This window comes from Ruegeria sp. AI2 (assembly GCF_056541275.1).
In genome coordinates this window covers 109,996-126,772 of record NZ_JBQFYB010000003.1, presented here as the reverse complement: position 1 = coordinate 126,772, position 16,777 = coordinate 109,996, and the positions used below count along the sequence as shown (strand labels likewise).

Genomic DNA, 16,777 nt, shown 5'->3' with positions numbered 1-16,777 from the left:
ACGTGGCAAAAACCTATAAAACTCCTGCAAATGGCCTAATTCGCGCCCTGTTTGGTTAAAATTAGGGTCGTCCACTCACCAATCTCGGCCCTATAGGTCTGATTGAACCCGTTTTGTGAATAAACGGAAACCACGTCATCGGCCTGTTCGTTAAGGATTCCCGACAGGATCGCGTGCCCACCTGGGCGGAGATTCGCTGCCATTTCGGGTGATAAAGCTACCAAAGGCCCTTTGAGGATATTGGCAAAAATCAGATCGTAGGGTGCGTGCGCCTTGAGGTCGGGATGATCGAAACCTGCGGCTTCAACACACTGAACCGCGCCGGACATACCGTTTGCCTTCAGGTTGGCTTCGGCCACTTCAACGGCCACCTCGTCGATATCGCTGGCAATGAAATCGCCATCCCATACCCGGGCTGCCGCCATGGCCAGAACGGCCGTGCCGCAACCGATATCCGCTACTTTCGAGGCACTGAACCCTTCATCCAACAACCGGTCCAGAGCTTTCAAACATCCCAGCGTGGTACCGTGATGTCCGGTACCAAAGGCCATTGCCGCCTCGATCAGCAGTGGAATGCGACCGTCGGGCAGCTTGTCGGCATCGTGGCTGCCATAGACAAAAAAGCGGCCCGCCTCAACCGGGGCAAGCTCTCGCCGCACATGGGCCACCCAATCGGTTTCAGGCACTTCCGACACAACAAAAGGTTTGGCTTCAAAAGCAACTGCCAGAACGGCCAATGCGGTCTCGTCAGGGGCTTCGGTAAAGTACCCGCCCACTTCCCACAGGCCCGAACCGTCTTCGACCTCGAACACACCGACGCCGGTTGGTTCGGGCTCCAGCCGCTCCATCGCTTCGCCCAGACCTTCGGCGGCTTTCTTACCTGTCAGCGTGGTCAGCGCAGTGAATGTGGGCATCCGGAACTCCTGTGTCAGTTGGCACTGCGCGTAGGACGGTGCGCCGCCAACGTCAAGCTTTGCGGCCTATTCCGCCGGGGCTGGCGCGTATTTGCTCAGGACGGTCTCATTGCCCGGTTCCGGGTGGCGCGGAACCAGCAGGGACAACAGCAGAGAAACGACCGCCATCGCCGCCGCAAGGCCAAACACGGCACCTGGCGACACGACCCAGAGCAAACCCAGCAACGCGGGCAAGAAAACCGCGGCGATATGGTTGATCGTGAACGCGACTGCGGCAGTTGGCGCAATATCCGCCGGATCGGCGATTTTCTGAAAATAGGTTTTCAGTGCAAGCGCCAGCGCGAACAGCACATGGTCGATGACATAGAGTGTCGCCGCCAACAGCACGCCCCAGCCAAACCAGTAGATCCCACCATAGGCTGCGAACACGATTGCCAGACCGGTATATTCAAAGATTAACGTACGCCGTTCGCCAAACCTGGCCACCGCTTTACCCAGCAACGGAGCAACCATCATGTTGATCATCAGGTTGATCAGATACAGGCTGGTCAGCTCATGCACTTCAAAGCCGAACTTCTCAACCATCATGAACCCGGCAAAGACGACAAAAATCTGTCGCCGCGCACCCGCCATGAATTGCAGAGCGTAATACAGCCAGTATCGACGGCGCAGGATCAGTTTCTTGGTTTGCGGCGTGGGGGCATCGAATTGCGGGAAGGCGAACAGGCAAAACAGGGCCAGCAAAGCTGTTGCACCGCCAGCGGCCATGAATACAAAGTTGTAGGACAGATCGAACCGCTCCCAGGTCAGAACGATCAGCCCGTACACCACCATCGTTGCTGCCGAGCCCATAGCGACCAGCCACCCCAATACCTGCGGTGCGCGATCCTTGGGAAGCCATTGCAGCTGAAGCGACTGGTTCACAGTCTCATAGTAGTGAAACCCGATTGAACTGAACAAGGTCACGAACAACAATCCGCCAAGGCTTGGGAACCAGGCCGTCAAAGCCGTTGCGACCCCAAGCATCATCAGCGAGATCATGGCCAGCACCTGCTCGCGAATGAAAATGATGACGGCAATCACGCCGACCGCCAGAAAGCCCGGAATCTCGCGCACAGTGTGCAGCAGGCCGATATCGGCCCCATCGAAATTCGCTGCCTCAATGACGAAGTTGTTCAACAGCGCGCTCCACGCGTTGAACGCGATGGGCATGGTCAAGGCCATCACGAACAGAAGCGTGACAGGACGACGCCAGAACGGAAGGCTCTGCGCCTCGGCAAGGGGCATGGGTTTCAGCATGAGAATCCTCTACGCCCATTTCCCGACTTTGGCGAGGGGGAAGCGACCAGCGCACAATGGCCCTGCGTTAATGCAATAGTCAGTAAAAGCTTTGTGGATCGATATCGACGGTCAGGCGGATGTCGCCCTTCAGACGCAGCGGGGCGATCCAACGAGCGATGGCGTCCTGGATTGGTGCGCCCTTGGGGGCCTTGACCAACAGGCGGACACGGTGACGTCCGCGAATACGGGCAATCGGCGCTGGGGCGGGGCCAAACACCTGCGCGCCAATCTGGCGCAATGGGCTGTCGTTGCGCGCCATGGCGTTGCCAATGTCAAAGACCGGTCCGACCTCGGGGCCCGACAACACGATCCCCGCCATACGTCCATAAGGCGGCACACCGGCCGCTTGCCGACCGGCGGCCTCGGCCTTCCAAAAGCCCTCTTCGTCACCCGACAGAATCGCCCGGATCACCGGGTGTTCCGGCTGGAAAGTCTGTAACAGCGCCTGCCCCGGTTTTTCAGCCCGACCAGCACGCCCTGCAACCTGTCGCATCAGCTGAAATGTTCGTTCAGCGGCCCTCAGGTCTGCGCCATGCAGACTGAGATCCGCATCGATCACCCCCACCAATGTCAGCTTGGGAAAGTTGTGCCCCTTGGCCACCAATTGCGTTCCGATGACGATATCTGCGTCCCCTGCCGCAATCTCTTCGATCTTGGCCTTTAGTGCCCGGGCTGAGCCGAACAGATCGGAACTCAACATGGCAATCCTGGCCTCGGGGAAGGTTGCTTCGGCCTCTTCGGCTAAACGCTCAATGCCCGGCCCCACCGGGGCCAGCTTGCCCTCGACCCCGCAGGAAGGGCATATCTCGGGCATCGGCTTGGTCTCACCGCATTGGTGGCACATCAGGCGCTTCAGGAACCTGTGTTCCACCATGCGCGCGTCGCAATGATCACAGGCGATCTGTTCCCCGCAGGCACGGCACAGGGTTACCGGAGCATATCCACGGCGGTTGATGAACAAAAGCGACTGTTCGCCTTTCTCGATCCGCTGCTGCACCGCTTGTCGCAAAGCCGGAGATATCCACGTTCCGGGCTGCATCTGTTCGGCCCGCATGTCGATGGGCTTCATCTCGGGCAACACCGCCGCGCCGAAACGCGAAGTCAGGTCGATCCGATCATATTTACCTGCCTCAGCATTCGCCCAGCTTTCCAGCGAGGGGGTTGCGCTGGCCAGAATCACCCGCGCGCCGCAGATGGCCGACCGCAGGACCGCCATGTCTCGCGCGCTGTAATGCACCCCGTCTTCCTGTTTGTACGAGGTGTCGTGTTCCTCATCCACCACGACAAGCCCCAGATCGCGAAATGGCAGAAACAGGGCTGACCGCGCGCCAACAACCAGTTGAGCTTCCCCCTGCCCGACCATCCGCCAGACCCGCCTGCGTTCAGTCATGGTTGCGCCCGAATGCCACTCGGCAGGGCGCGCGCCAAACCGCGCCTCAACCCGCGTCAGGAACTCTGCGGTCAGCGCAATTTCCGGCAAAAGGACAAGCGCCTGCCGCCCCATGCGCAGCGCTTCGGCCACGGCCTCCAGATAGACTTCGGTCTTGCCGGAACCCGTCACGCCTTTCAGCAGCGTTGTGCCGTAATTCCCCGTCCGTTGCCCGGCCCGAAGCTGCGCAACCGCACTTGCCTGATCTTCGGTCAGGTCCTTTCCCGGCAAATCGGGATCAAGATGCGGATACGGCAGGTCGCGCGGGCTGTCTTCTTCACGAACCGCGCCTTGCTTGACCAAGCCTTTGACAACGGACGAAGTTACCCCGGCCTGTTCTGCCAGTTCCTTTAACGTAAATGCCAACCCGCCATAGTCGCGCAACACGTCAAGTACACGAGTTCTGGCGTCGGTCATCCGGTCTGGCAAGGTGGTTCCCAAACGATAGATCTTGCGCATGGACGGTGGGTCACCCAGCCCCGGCGCGCGGGTCGCCAGTCGCAACATCGCGGGCATCGGCGTCAGGGTGTAGTCGGCAACCTTGCCGAGGAATGCCCGCATTTCCTCGCGCATGGGCGCAACGTCCAGCACACGGATCACCGACCGCGCCTTGTTCAGATCGAATCCGCCCTGCCCCGGCCCCCAGACAACCCCCAACACCTTGCGCGGACCAAGTGGCACCTCGACAAACGCACCCAGAAAGCATCCTCCTTCCGGCGCTTTGTAATCCAACGTCCGGTCCAGCGGTTGCGTTGTCAGCACCGCAATCAGCTCTCCCTCGTCGAAAAATCCGTTAGCGCTCACAGCATATCCTTTGCAGGGGGTTCCAGCATGGCTCTCTTTGAGGTAAAGCCATCCGCGACCAAGGCCAACCCATCAAAGGACTGCCCTCATGAAATTCTTCGTAGACACTGCCGAGATCGACGCCATTGCTGAACTGAACGATCTGGGCATGGTGGACGGCGTGACCACCAACCCCTCGCTGATCCTGAAATCGGGCCGCGACATTCTGGAAGTAACAAAGGAGATCTGCGATCTGGTCGACGGTCCCGTTTCCGCCGAAGTTGTCGCCACCGAAGCTGACGACATGATCGCCGAGGGCCGCAAGCTGGCCAAGATTGCCCCTAATATCGCAGTGAAGGTTCCGCTGACATGGGCCGGTCTGAAAACCTGCAAGACGCTCAGCGACGAAGGACAGATGGTCAACGTCACCCTGTGCTTTTCGACCAATCAGGCGATTCTGGCTGCAAAAGCGGGTGCGACCTTCATTTCGCCCTTCATCGGCCGTCTGGACGATATCAACCTGGATGGCATGGATCTGATCGCCGACATCCGTCAGGTCTATGACAATTACGGGTTCGAAACCGAAATTCTGGCCGCTTCGATCCGTACCGTGAACCACGTCACCGAAAGTGCCCGCATTGGTGCCGATGTCATCACCGCGCCGCCAGCCGTGATCAAGAAACTGGCCGATCACCCGCTGACCGACAAAGGTCTGGAAACCTTTCTAGCCGACTGGGCCAAAACCGGTCAGAAAATCCTCTGATCTGGTTTGCGACCGCGCGGCGCCGTCCGGCGCCGCGCCCGGCCCAACAGCCCAAAGCCTGATCTGCGATCAGGCGTGGCAGGCGGGAGCCTATCCGCCACAGCATCCGGGGAAATCCACTCTTGCGTGCATTTTTCCCAAGGCAAATCCGGTTCGGCATGTTATAAGCCGCCCAACAAAAAAAGACCGGACAGGACATGAGCAGCAATCCAAAACTCGAGGATAATCTCCGCGCGGCAATTCTTGCCGAGCCCGACGTCGTTCTGGACGACAAGGACCTGATGCAAGCCCTTGTGGCCGCGAACGAACGCGCCCGGGGTGATAATGTGATCGATCTGCGCGGCATTGCCATGCAGCGGCTTGAGGCGCGGTTGGACCGGCTGGAAGATACCCACCGCTCGGTCATCGCTGCGGCCTATGAAAACCTTGCAGGCACCAATCAGGTTCACCGCGCGATTTTGCGCCTGCTGGAACCGGTCGAATTCGAGGATTTCCTGCGCGCCCTTGGAACCGATGTCGCAAATATCCTGCGGGTTGACCACATCACGCTGGTTCTGGAAACCACCGTGGTTCAGAACGATCCTGCCGTCGACAGGCTTGGAGGCGTTCTGACGATCGCAGAGCCCGGCTTTATCAATCAATACCTGACCAATGGGCGCGGCGGCCCTGTCCGCGACGTGACCTTGCGCGAAACTCATCAGCCGAACCGACGTGTTTTCGGCGCGCTGGCGGATCAGTTGCGCTCGGAAGCCTGCCTGAAGCTGGACCTCGGTCCGGGTCGCCTGCCGGGCATGATCGTCATGGGGGCCCGCGATCCGCGGCATTTCACACCGCAACTCGGCACCGATCTTCTCACCTTCTTTTCCGGCGTATTCGAACGCTCGATGCGCCACTGGCTGTCGTGAACCTGATCTCACCCGCTTGCCGCGACGCGCTCCAGCACTGGCTGGACACTCTGGGCGCGCTGTCGGGGCGGTCGCAAAACACGCAAACCGCCTATCGCGGCGATGTCACCGAGTTTCTGTCTTTCATGACCCTTCATCACGCGGAGCGGCAGGGGCTGAAGGCGCTGGAACGGATCACCGTGTCGGACATGCGCGCCTGGATGGCAGATCAGCGCAGCGGGGATATCGGCGCGCGATCCCTTGCGCGCAAACTGTCCGCTGTCAAAAGCTTCTATCGTTGGCTGGCCGAGCGAGAGGGGTTTGAACCCACCGCCGTTCTGTCGACCCGCGCGCCCAAATTCACCAAGAAACTGCCCCGCCCTCTGGCCGAAGACGCCGCCCGCGCCATGATTGACACGGTCGAGCTGCAATCTGAGTCCGACTGGGTTGCGGCCCGCGATGTTGCGGTTGTCACGCTGCTTTATGGATGTGGTCTGCGGATATCCGAGGCCTTATCCCTGACCGGTGCAGACGCGCCCCTGCCCGAGACGTTGCGCATTGTCGGGAAGGGCGACAAGGAACGGATCGTTCCGGTTCTTCCAGCCGCCCGAGACGCGGTCGGCCGGTATCTGCAACTTTGCCCCCACCCGCAAGCGAAGAACGCCGCCCTGTTCCGGGGTGCCCGTGGCGGTCCGCTGAACCCGCGCGCGATTCAGGGCGTCATGGCCAAGGCACGAATGCAACTGGGGCTGCCTTCAACTGCCACGCCTCATGCCATGCGACACAGCTTCGCCACCCATCTGCTGTCCGCCGGAGGAGATCTGCGGGCCATTCAGGAACTGTTGGGGCACGCCTCATTGTCAACCACACAGACCTATACCGCCGTGGATACCGCACGGCTGATGGAGGTCTACAACCGTGCGCATCCAAAGGCGTGACCGACACATCGAACAGAAACCTCGGGCTTTTGGTTTGCATCTCTGGCGTGCATCGGTCATGACCCTAGCATGTCACTCAGATTCAAAGCTCTTGCCGTACATCTCTTCACTGCCACTGGTGCTGTTTTCGCAATGCTGGCCATGCTGGCCGCCGTGGAAGAGAAATGGAGCCTCATGTACCTTTGGCTGGTTGTATCCTTCATTGTCGATGGCATCGACGGCCCGTTGGCGCGGCACTATCACGTCAAGAAAAACGCACCCGAGTTTGACGGCGTCTTGCTGGATCTGATCATCGATTATCTGACCTATGTGTTCATCCCAGCCTTTGCGCTGTTCAAATCCGGATTGATGGATGGATGGACCGGCTGGTTCGCAATCATCGTCATCACCTTTGCCAGCGCGATGTATTTCGCGGACACCCGGATGAAAACAAAGGACAATTCCTTTTCCGGCTTTCCCGGATGCTGGAACATGTTCGTTGTCGTGATCTTCGCACTGGAGCCCAATTTCTGGATCATCCTGCTGCTGGTCACGCTGCTGTCGCTTGCGATGTTTCTACCTTTGAAATTCGTTCACCCCGTGCGCACCGAGCGTTGGCGCAGTCTGACCTTGCCGGTCGCCCTTGCCTGGACGTTCTTTGCGGGCTGGGCCGCATGGGTCGATTTTCATCCCGAAAGCTGGGCCCACTGGGGTCTGGTCATCGCCAGCCTGTACCTGACATTTGCGGGTATCGCACAACAGGTTGTTCCGCAGCGCCGTACCTGACACGAGCGCTGCCGGACCGGATTTAAAGAACGTCCTGAACCTCAAATTCAGTACCGTTATGGGTAAAGACGTCGCCCGCTTTCAGACCGGCCATGGCTAGGTAGATCGGGCTTTGTGTCGAGATCCCCATATATGTATCTCCACCCACCTCGAACCGGGTCGTCGAAACGCAGACGACAAAGCTGCGGTTGTTAAACCTGATCACCGATCCCGGCCTGACTGTATCTGTCAGACCAAAATCGGTATTCTCGATCACATCGATTTTGGCATGATGCGCATGAACAGGCGCGTCAAATGCAGCTGCCAGATCGGCATTTTCGCGCGATGCGGCTATGTCATCCTTGTCGTGGCCTTCCCGGTCATCCAGTTGGGCATCCTTCAGAAATGCATCGTAATGGGCCTGCGCCGTTGCAAGCTCCTCTGCCTCAAGCGACATCAACCGGTCGATAATGGCCTTCTTCTGGGCTGCGCGATCTTTTTCGGTGCTCATTCAATGCGATCCTTCAAATTCAGCAACTGATATAAGTTGTGCTTCCCAGAACCGGATTGCAACCGAATTTCGAGGCTTAGATCAAAAGACCCGCCGCCCGTTCATGCCGTAGCAGTGCAACCTTTGTCTCGATCCCGCCGCACCCGGAAAACCCGCCCAGCCCATTGGCAGCCAGCACCCGGTGGCAGGGAATAATAACGGGAATCGGGTTTGCCCCACAGGCCTGACCGACCGGTTGCGCCGGTTGTCCCAGCGCCTTGGCGATATCCCCGTAGGTGCGCGTTTCTCCAAGGGGAATGGCATACATAAGATCACAGACCTGCCTTTGAAACTGCGATCCATGGATGCGGTAGGGCAGATCGAAGCGGTCAAGCCGTCCAGCGTCATAGGCCATCAACTGCGCCGCCGCCTCGCGCAGCAGAGCTGTTGGTTCGCCGTCGTCCTGACCGTCCCAGACCAGCCGCGTGAGGGCACCATCCGTTTCCTCGATCCCAAGTCTTCCGAACTGAGTATCAACTGCAATCATCGCCATGGGCTGACGGTTTCAGATCAATCCTCCAAGTTCAAGTGGCGAAGCCGTGGGGCTGCGCGACGCGCGGATTTTGCGAATTGCGGCAATCATGTTAGCCTAGCCGCATTGTCAAAAAGAGATTTGGAGCATGAGATGGGTCGTCATTTGATCCTGACGGTTCACGGAATTGGCGAACAAATACCCGGTGAGACCGTCGATCAGGTCGTCGGGGCCGCGACAACCTGGCTGGATGGCAATCCCGAACCCCCGATTGAGGTTCAGCGTGGGATGATCGAGCTGGCCGAAACAACCTTCGACGGCACCCCCCGAAGCGCGAAACTGTTCCCGGTCAACCTGCGCAAGGTGACGAAACCGTCAGCACCGCAGGACGAGGCCATGTTTGCCGAGGTTTTCTGGGCCGACCGCTCACCCGCCCCGAAAGGAGCCATTAAGACAGCATTGGACCTGATCTGGGTTGTTCTGGCGCTGGGTTATCTGGCCATGGACAATGCCGAACAAACGCATAGCCGCGCGGATGTGGCCTCGGACCAAGCCAACGGCAGGAACACTTTGGCCGCGCGGCTGGTTCACCTTTTTACTTGGGTTTTCTTCGGCGCAGTTGCGACCCTGAATGCCTATCTTCTGATCGGTGCCATAGCCGTTATGGTTGATCGCGTTCCCGGGATCTTCTTTCAAAGCACGATCCTGCTGTTCTGGCTCTTGTTCACGCTTTATGCCGGAGGGGCCGCATACGGACTAAGGCGCAGCTTTGCAGCTCCGACTTATCTAAGACGCGTATTCTGGCGCGGCATTTTCGGGATGGGGTTTTTGCTGCTGATCTGCCTGGTCATTGGTCCGCTTGGTATGGAAATACGAGCTTGCACACCCTTGCCGGACAGCCCGGTTTGCCCTTCGGCGCTGGAGCAGTTTGTAGCTTTTCAGGTCTACCTGCTCGCGTTTTTCTGGGCTTCTCTGATCTTCATGACAATCATTTTGTACGTGCTTTCTGCAACCAGACTTGATGAAAAGGTTCAGGCAGACAATCTGAAAGAACACAGGCGGCTGTACCCCAGCATTTGTGCAGGCATGTTGGTGTTCTGGATGTTCTTCATTGCCGGGTTGTGGCTAATGCTGCGGGAAATGCTCGACACGGTTCCGGGGCTGTCGGATGGAAAACTGACCGGTCTTTTTGACAATTTCCTCAGTGACTCCATCGAAACACTCAGTGTTGCCTTCGCGGCAATTGTCCTGCTTGCGTTTGTCGGTGTTGGGCTGTTTGCCGGTCGCAGAAGGCTGAAGGCAAACCTGCATGTCCGCGACGGGCTGATCAGCCGCGCCATCCTCAATCGTTTTGCACAATGGGTCTTTTTGTTCGGTGCAATCGTACTGGCGATGGTCACTATCCGAGAAATCGCGTTGAGCCAGCACGTCGATCCCCTGTGTCAGATCGGAACGGACAATTGCAACCTGATTGGCCGGGTTTTGAACAAACTGGCAAGCAAACAAGGCGAGATTGGCCTGATCGTCCTGGGTGCAACAGCATTGATGTACCGCTTTTCCGATTTCGTCGCAGCAGGGCTGGGCGTAGCAAGGGACATCGTCACCTATGCCATTCGCGACAAGTGTTTACTGAAAGCGGACCTGAAAACGAGGCTGCGCAATCATCCGGATCGCAAGGCGATTGATGAACGATTTTATCGTGCGCTGCATTATGTGGTGGATATCTTTGCCGCGGACCACATCACGGTGATCTCACATTCACAAGGCACCGTGATTGCCACGCAAATGCTGGCTGATCCACGCGTGCAAAAGCTTATCAACGGGCGCAACGTGACGCTGATTACGATGGGCTGTCCTGTGACCCATATTTATCAGCGCTATTTTCCCGAGATGTTCACAGTCGTTCCCAAAAACCTGAACGCCGCATGGTTCAACATCTTCAGGCAGGATGACTTTGTAGGGACCGAGATTGAAGGCGGGCTGATTTCCGCAAACCGCAACATTCCGGTCGAGCCCGGTGGTCACACCGGATATTTCACGGATTATCAGGTTTGGAAGGCCCTGAAGGATTCAGCCATAGGCTTTGACCTGTTTAATCCAACACCGCAGTCCGCGCAGACGTGAAACGAAAAACGCCCCCTCGAAGGATCGAGAGGGCGGTTTCAATCAGCTTAGCGCCTCATCGCAGCGCCGGCAAACTCCGACATGGGCGTGGCGGCCCACGTCAGGAAGGATTTTCCAACAGCGCTGACATTTCTCGCCTTCGGCCTTCTCGAACACGACCGCAATGCCTTCGATTTCGGGTACGCGGAACGCTTCGGCCGGGGCCGGGTCGCCGGTCACGGTCAGGCCTGACGTGATGCACAGATCGTCCACGTCAAAAGTGGCCAGCAGATCAAGGGTTTCACTGTCCTCAACATGCACAATCGGTGCCGCCTCGAGGCTGGAGCCGATCACCTTGTCCTGCCGCTGGATCTCAAGCGCAGCTGTCACTGCACGGCGTACACGGCGCACTTTGGCAACGGCCTCTTCCAGTTCGGCGAAACGCCAATCCGCAGGCGTTTCCGGGAAGTCGACCAAGTGGACCGAGCTATCGTCGCCCGGAAAGCGCTCCAGCCAGACCTCTTCCATGGTGAAAACCAGAACCGGCGCCAGCCACGTGGTCAGGCGATGGAACAGGATATCCAACACCGTCCGCGCAGCACGACGGCGCGGCGTGTCGCCGTCACAATAAAGAGCATCCTTGCGGACGTCGAAGTAGAAGGACGACAGGTCAACCGTGGCAAAGGTGAAGACCGCGCTGAATACGCCCTGGAAATCGAAAGACGCATAGCCCTTGCGAACCTGCTCATCCAGATCGGCCAGCCGGCTGAGCACCCAGCGTTCCAGGCGCGGCATATCTTCGGGCGCAACACGATCGGCCTCGGTGAAATCCGTCAGCGAGCCCAGCATAAACCGCATGGTGTTGCGCAGACGGCGATAGCTGTCAGCAGTGCCTTTCAGGATCTCCGGCCCGATACGCTGATCGGCGGTATAGTCGGTCTGTGCCACCCACAGACGCAGGATATCGGCGCCGTATTGCTTGACGACCTCTTCCGGCACAATCGTGTTGCCCAGCGACTTGGACATCTTGTTGCCCTTGGCATCCAGCGTGAAACCGTGGGTGACGACGTTCCGATATGGCGCGCGGCCCTTGGTGCCGCAGGCTTGCAGCATCGACGAGTGGAACCACCCGCGGTGCTGGTCGGTGCCTTCCATATATACATCGGCGATACCGTCCTTGGTCCCGTCCTCGCGGTCGCGCAGAACAAAGGCGTGGGTCGAACCCGAGTCAAACCACACATCCAGAACGTCAAAGACCTGTTCGTAATCGTCCGGGTTGGCGATGCCGTCTAGGATCTTCTCTTTGAACCCGTCGGTGTACCAGATATCCGCGCCGTCTTTCTCAAACGCCGCCTTGATGCGTGCGTTGAGCTCGGCGTTGCGCAGCAGGTAATCCGCGTCGGTTGGCAAGGCACCTTTCTTGGTGAAACAGGTCAGCGGCACGCCCCAGGCACGCTGGCGCGAGAGAACCCAGTCCGGGCGCGCTTCAATCATCGAATAGAGGCGGTTGCGCCCCGTCTGCGGCGTCCACTTCACCAACTCGTCGATCGAGCGCAGCGCACGTTCGCGGATGGTATCACCCATTTCGCCCATGCCATCGTCCAGCTTACGGTCCACGGATGCGAACCACTGCGGCGTGTTGCGGTAGATGATCGGAGCCTTGGAGCGCCACGAATGCGGATAGCTGTGCTTGATCTTGCCGCGCGCCAGCAGCCCGCCAACCTCGGCCAGCTTGTCGATGACAGCTTTGTTCGCGTCACCCTCACCACCCTTGCGGGACAGGATGTATTTGCCACCAAAGAACGGCAGATCAGCGCGGAACGAACCATCGTCCATCACGTTGTAAGTGATGACCTGCTCCAACATGCCCAAATCGCGGTAGAGTTCGAATTCCTCCATACCATGTGACGGTGCACAGTGGACGAAACCGGTGCCTTCGGTATCGGTCACGAAGTCAGCCGCGCGGAAGTCGCGGATATCGTCCCATTCGCCATTGCCACCTTCGGCACCGGCCAGCGGGTGGGTCAGTTGAACACCTTCAAGCTCGTCGGTGGCGACATCACGTACGCGGGTCCATTGATCGTCGTTCAGACGCGCACGACCCAACACATCTGCGGCCAGATTGTCAGCCAGCAGGAACTTGTCGCCTACATTGGCCCAGCATTCCTCAGGCGCGCCGGTGACTTCGTAGAGACCATAAGAGATGTCTTTGCCATACACGACCGCCTTGTTCGACGGCATGGTCCAGGGAGTGGTGGTCCAGATTACGACGAACGCATCATCCAGATCACCCGCGTTCACGACCTTGAACTTCACCCAGATGGTAAAGCTTTCCTTGTCGTGATACTCGACCTCGGCCTCAGCCAGCGCAGTTTTTTCGATGGGTGACCACATCACGGGTTTCGAGCCCTGATAGAGCGTGCCGTTCATCAGGAACTTCATGAACTCGTCGGCGATCACGGCCTCGGCATGGAAGTCCATGGTGATGTAGGGATCAGGCCAGTTGCCGGTGATGCCCAGACGCTTGAACTCTTCGCGCTGGATGTCGATCCAGCCTTCGGCGAACTTGCGGCATTCCTGACGGAAGTCGACGATGTTCACCTCGTCCTTGTTCTTGCCCTTCTTGCGGTACTGTTCTTCGATCTTCCATTCGATCGGCAGGCCGTGGCAGTCCCAACCGGGCACGTAACGCGCGTCAAAGCCCATCATCTGATGAGAGCGCACGATCATGTCTTTGATCGTCTTGTTTAGTGCGTGGCCGATATGCAGGTGGCCGTTCGCATAGGGGGGGCCGTCGTGCAGAGTAAAGGGTTTGCGCCCCGTTTTCTCGCGCAGGCGGTCATAGACACCGATGGTCTCCCACCGCTCCAGCCATGCGGGTTCGCGTGCAGGCAGGCCCGCGCGCATTGGAAAATCGGTTTTGGGCAGGTTCAGCGTGTCTTTATAGTCAGGCGTTTGGGTCGTGTCGGCGCACATTTTGAGCGTCCTTTGGATGATCTGGTCGTACTAGGATCGAAGCGGTCGGTGCGAATTCTCAAACACCTTTGCCCGGCGTCTCAGAGGGTCAGAGCGCCGGGGATATAATTCGAATAATGATGGCCGTCCGGTCATACATGGCCGCGCTTATAAGACGCCTGCCTTCAATGGTCCAGAGGTTCCGGCCCATGCGGCGAATGGCGCAGCTTGGCCCAGCGATTCAACCATGCCAGACCGGCCAACCCAAGCCCCAGCGCCAGCAGTGAGAACACGCGGATCAGCCCGCCCAGACCGGCAATATCGATCAGAAAGACCTTGGCCACCGCCAGCCCTATCACCACCAACCCCGCCTTGCGCATCACATCCGAACCGCGTGCCAGAGATTGGTAGAACAGCACCGCCCCAACCAGCAGCAGAACAAGGGTATATGTATAAAGCTCGGGCTGCGTGACGCCGTTACCTTCAAACATGCCTGCTGCTCCCTGCCAGACATGGCGGATAGTCAGGCCAAACCACACAGCAATCAACGCACCCGCAATGGCGTAGCTTGCCAGCCTGATCTGCTTTGGCATGTCCTTGATCCGCCAGGCCGAGAATCCAATGGTCAGTGCGGGCACCAGATAGGCAAGGACAAGGGTGTTCAGAACCGGTGGGCCAAGCACCGGGTCGGCGTTGGGGTTCAGAAGCGGGTTTTGGTCGGTCAACGCCAGGGTCAGACGGAACACGCCATGACCGGCAAAGAACGCCGCCAACACGTACCGTGCATAATTCAGCTTGCCACCCAGCCCAAACCTCTGAACCTGAGCGAAGGCCAGCAGCAGCCAGATGACCGCCAGCAGGCCCAGACCCCAATGGCTGTTGTCGGCCCCGCCTTCACCGAAACCTTCAAGCCACCGCAATAGCAACAGGGACAGCAGAATGCCTCCTGTCGCCCAAGCCGCGCTTTCCAGCAACAGTGCTGCAACCGGCCGCTGCAAGGGACGCAACAGCCACCAGCCAGCCACGAAACCCAACGTGGCCGCGCCATAGACCATCGCCATTTCGGGAAGCGGGGCCGCGTTGGCCCAGTCCAGACCCGGATCAAGTACCAAGCGTACGGTGACGGTAAAGACACCGGCCCAGATAAACCAACTCATCTGCGGCAAGGTGAACCTGCGATCCAAGGCTGCTGCTGCGACGACACTGGCCACCAGCGCAATCGTCAGCGCGGCCGAGCTGAGCACAATCACGCAAGCAAAGACCAGACAGGACAGCGCCGACAACGTGGCCAGAGCCGCCCGCATCCGGTCATCGCCATCGGCGCGACCAAAACGTCCGGCCAGAACCACCATAAGAACTGCCAGGACAATCGCGTGCAGGGCCCAAGCGTACGCACCGATAACCGTGGCAGGATGCCAGCCCATTTCCAAAGCGATAGCCAGCGCGGGTGCAAATACTACAGCGCCCCCGGCCCAGATTGCACGATACTGGTTTGCCCTGAATGACCGCCATGCCATCAAAATCGACATGAGCGCGCCCAAAGCAACCAGCACGGTGGCCGCCCTCGGAAAGTCGGCCTCGGGCGTCTCGGCATAAGTGTCAGCGAAGCCGCGCAGAACTGCGCCGTATTCCAGGCCGTGAGAGGCCACAAAAAACACAAGGCCCGTCGCAGGTAGCACGGTCAGATCCTGTAACGCAGGCGCATCCTTGGCCCACAATAGCAGCGCCAGAAGCAGGGCGGACAGCAGGCAGACACCCAACCAGAATTCAGCCGCAGAGTCTGCCCAATGCCAGGACAGGATTGCTGTGCTGGCCGCAATCGCTCCGGCGGCGAGCCGAGTTGGAAACTCGGGCCATGGGCGGGTTCCGGGGGTGCGGATCACCTGAGACATCATGCACCCTGCATGATCGGGCCAAACGCGCCGTACCGGAATGGCCGTTGCCAGCAGTGCCAGCACTGTTGTCGCGACCAGATATCCCGGTTCCGTATTCGGAGCCCCACTTATCAAAAGCAGGTTTGCCGCATAAACCCCGACCAACGTCAGAACCGAAATCCACGCCCAACGCCGCACCGTGTCGATACCCAGCCCCAAAACGGCAACCAAAAGAAAATAGGCATAGAGCCACGAGGGATCGTCAGATGCGCCTCCAACCAGAAAGGGTGCAGCAAAAGCTCCGATCAGTCCAACCGCAGCCAGCAGCGGGCCGTGGAACCACCCCAGAACAAGACCCACAAGCGCGACAACGACCATCCCTGCCAATGCCGTCTCGGCCCCGATCAAGCCATAGAGCTGCCGCGCAGACAGGATTGCCCCAAACAAGGTGACGAGGCCGGCCCCGGAAAAGACCGATGGCAAATAGGCAGTGGCCACCGCTTCGTCATCCCCGAACCTGCGGCGCAGAACCTCGCCCCCGACAATCAAAGCCGAGCCGAAACCAAGCGCGGCGAAAACGCGGGCCGTCGGAGGTAACAATCCATTCTCAACGCCATATTGCACGAGGAAAATTCCGGCCAATGCCAGCGACAGGGCCGAGACCGCATAAAACCAGTTCTCACGCAGCCACGCGCCCAGCGCAGCAAACCTGTCATGGCGAAATACAATTGCAGGCGTAGCGGCGTCGGTGTCTACATCTTCGACGCTTTCGTCTTCCTGTCGCTTTGGCGCGGCCCACGGCCCCAGGCTGTGAACCTGTTCCTCTGCCACAGGTTGCAGCGCAGGTGCATCCTGTTCCGGTTGCAGCGATGCAAGCGCATCGCCAGACGCCAACGTATGAATCTGCGCTTCCAGTTGTTCGACCCGGCGACGCAATCGGGAATGTCCGACCAGAAGGGCAATCAAGGTCACCGGGATGGCCAGAACAACCAGGCCAATAAGAACAAGCAGCGTTTCCAACCGAGTC

Annotated in this window: 12 protein-coding genes; 5 read left to right on the top strand and 7 right to left on the bottom strand. The window is 58.9% G+C overall.

All coding sequences use genetic code 11. The features are described 5' to 3' along the window. Nucleotides 1–35 precede the first annotated feature (35 nt). The 3 genes from ACR0LL_RS09460 to ACR0LL_RS09450 form a co-directional block, all read right to left on the bottom strand. Entirely contained in the window at nucleotides 36–914 is an 879-nt protein-coding gene (locus ACR0LL_RS09460) for a 50S ribosomal protein L11 methyltransferase (protein WP_267364117.1), read from the bottom strand. 66 nt (nucleotides 915–980) lie between these two features. Then, nucleotides 981–2,213 carry an MFS transporter gene (locus tag ACR0LL_RS09455; protein ID WP_480488206.1) on the bottom strand — a complete coding sequence of 411 codons (1,233 nt, stop codon included), beginning with the start codon at nucleotides 2,211–2,213 and terminating at the stop codon, nucleotides 981–983. Nucleotides 2,214–2,292: 79 nt separating this feature from the next. Beyond that, the gene (locus ACR0LL_RS09450; protein ID WP_480586097.1) at nucleotides 2,293–4,488 is read right to left on the bottom strand and encodes a primosomal protein N'; all 2,196 of its coding nucleotides are present in this window, start codon (nucleotides 4,486–4,488) and stop codon (nucleotides 2,293–2,295) included. 88 nt (nucleotides 4,489–4,576) lie between these two features. On the opposite strand from ACR0LL_RS09450, the gene fsa reads away from it, so the two are divergent. The 4 genes from fsa (at nucleotide 4,577) to ACR0LL_RS09430 (ending at nucleotide 7,817) form a co-directional block, all read left to right on the top strand. Then, on the top strand, nucleotides 4,577–5,230 hold the full coding sequence (gene fsa, locus ACR0LL_RS09445) for a fructose-6-phosphate aldolase (protein ID WP_209505487.1): 654 nt from the start codon (nucleotides 4,577–4,579) through the stop codon (nucleotides 5,228–5,230). A 197-nt stretch (nucleotides 5,231–5,427) separates the two neighbouring features. Then, nucleotides 5,428–6,135, top strand: a complete 708-nt coding sequence (locus tag ACR0LL_RS09440) for a DUF484 family protein (protein ID WP_209505485.1) — start codon at nucleotides 5,428–5,430, stop codon at nucleotides 6,133–6,135. Then, entirely contained in the window at nucleotides 6,132–7,052 is a 921-nt protein-coding gene (locus ACR0LL_RS09435) for a tyrosine recombinase XerC (protein ID WP_480586095.1), read from the top strand. The genes ACR0LL_RS09440 and ACR0LL_RS09435 overlap by 4 nt, the downstream gene beginning before the upstream one ends. Before the next feature lie 69 nt (nucleotides 7,053–7,121). Then, nucleotides 7,122–7,817: a CDP-alcohol phosphatidyltransferase family protein gene (locus ACR0LL_RS09430; RefSeq protein WP_480586092.1), complete on the top strand. Its 696-nt coding sequence runs from the start codon at nucleotides 7,122–7,124 to the stop codon at nucleotides 7,815–7,817. A 22-nt stretch (nucleotides 7,818–7,839) separates the two neighbouring features. On the opposite strand, the gene ACR0LL_RS09425 is transcribed toward ACR0LL_RS09430, so the two are convergent. Both ACR0LL_RS09425 and ACR0LL_RS09420 read right to left on the bottom strand, forming a co-directional pair. Further along, complete coding sequence (locus ACR0LL_RS09425) at nucleotides 7,840–8,307, bottom strand: hypothetical protein (protein ID WP_480586089.1); 468 nt, start codon at nucleotides 8,305–8,307, stop codon at nucleotides 7,840–7,842. Between the two features lie 76 nt (nucleotides 8,308–8,383). Then, on the bottom strand, nucleotides 8,384–8,839 hold the full coding sequence (locus tag ACR0LL_RS09420; protein ID WP_480586086.1) for a methylated-DNA--[protein]-cysteine S-methyltransferase: 456 nt from the start codon (nucleotides 8,837–8,839) through the stop codon (nucleotides 8,384–8,386). A gap of 132 nt (nucleotides 8,840–8,971) precedes the next feature. Here ACR0LL_RS09420 and ACR0LL_RS09415 point away from each other — a divergent pair, with 132 nt between their 5' ends. Beyond that, nucleotides 8,972–10,942 (top strand): hypothetical protein, encoded by a 1,971-nt coding sequence (locus ACR0LL_RS09415; RefSeq protein ID WP_480586083.1) that lies wholly within the window; start codon nucleotides 8,972–8,974, stop codon nucleotides 10,940–10,942. Nucleotides 10,943–10,984: 42 nt separating this feature from the next. Here the strand turns inward: ACR0LL_RS09415 and ileS are convergent, their stop codons facing one another. After that, nucleotides 10,985–13,897 (bottom strand): isoleucine--tRNA ligase, encoded by a 2,913-nt coding sequence (gene ileS / locus ACR0LL_RS09410; RefSeq protein ID WP_480586081.1) that lies wholly within the window; start codon nucleotides 13,895–13,897, stop codon nucleotides 10,985–10,987. Between the two features lie 164 nt (nucleotides 13,898–14,061). Then, nucleotides 14,062–16,770: a DUF2339 domain-containing protein gene (locus tag ACR0LL_RS09405; protein WP_480586079.1), complete on the bottom strand. Its 2,709-nt coding sequence runs from the start codon at nucleotides 16,768–16,770 to the stop codon at nucleotides 14,062–14,064. Nucleotides 16,771–16,777 lie beyond the last annotated feature (7 nt).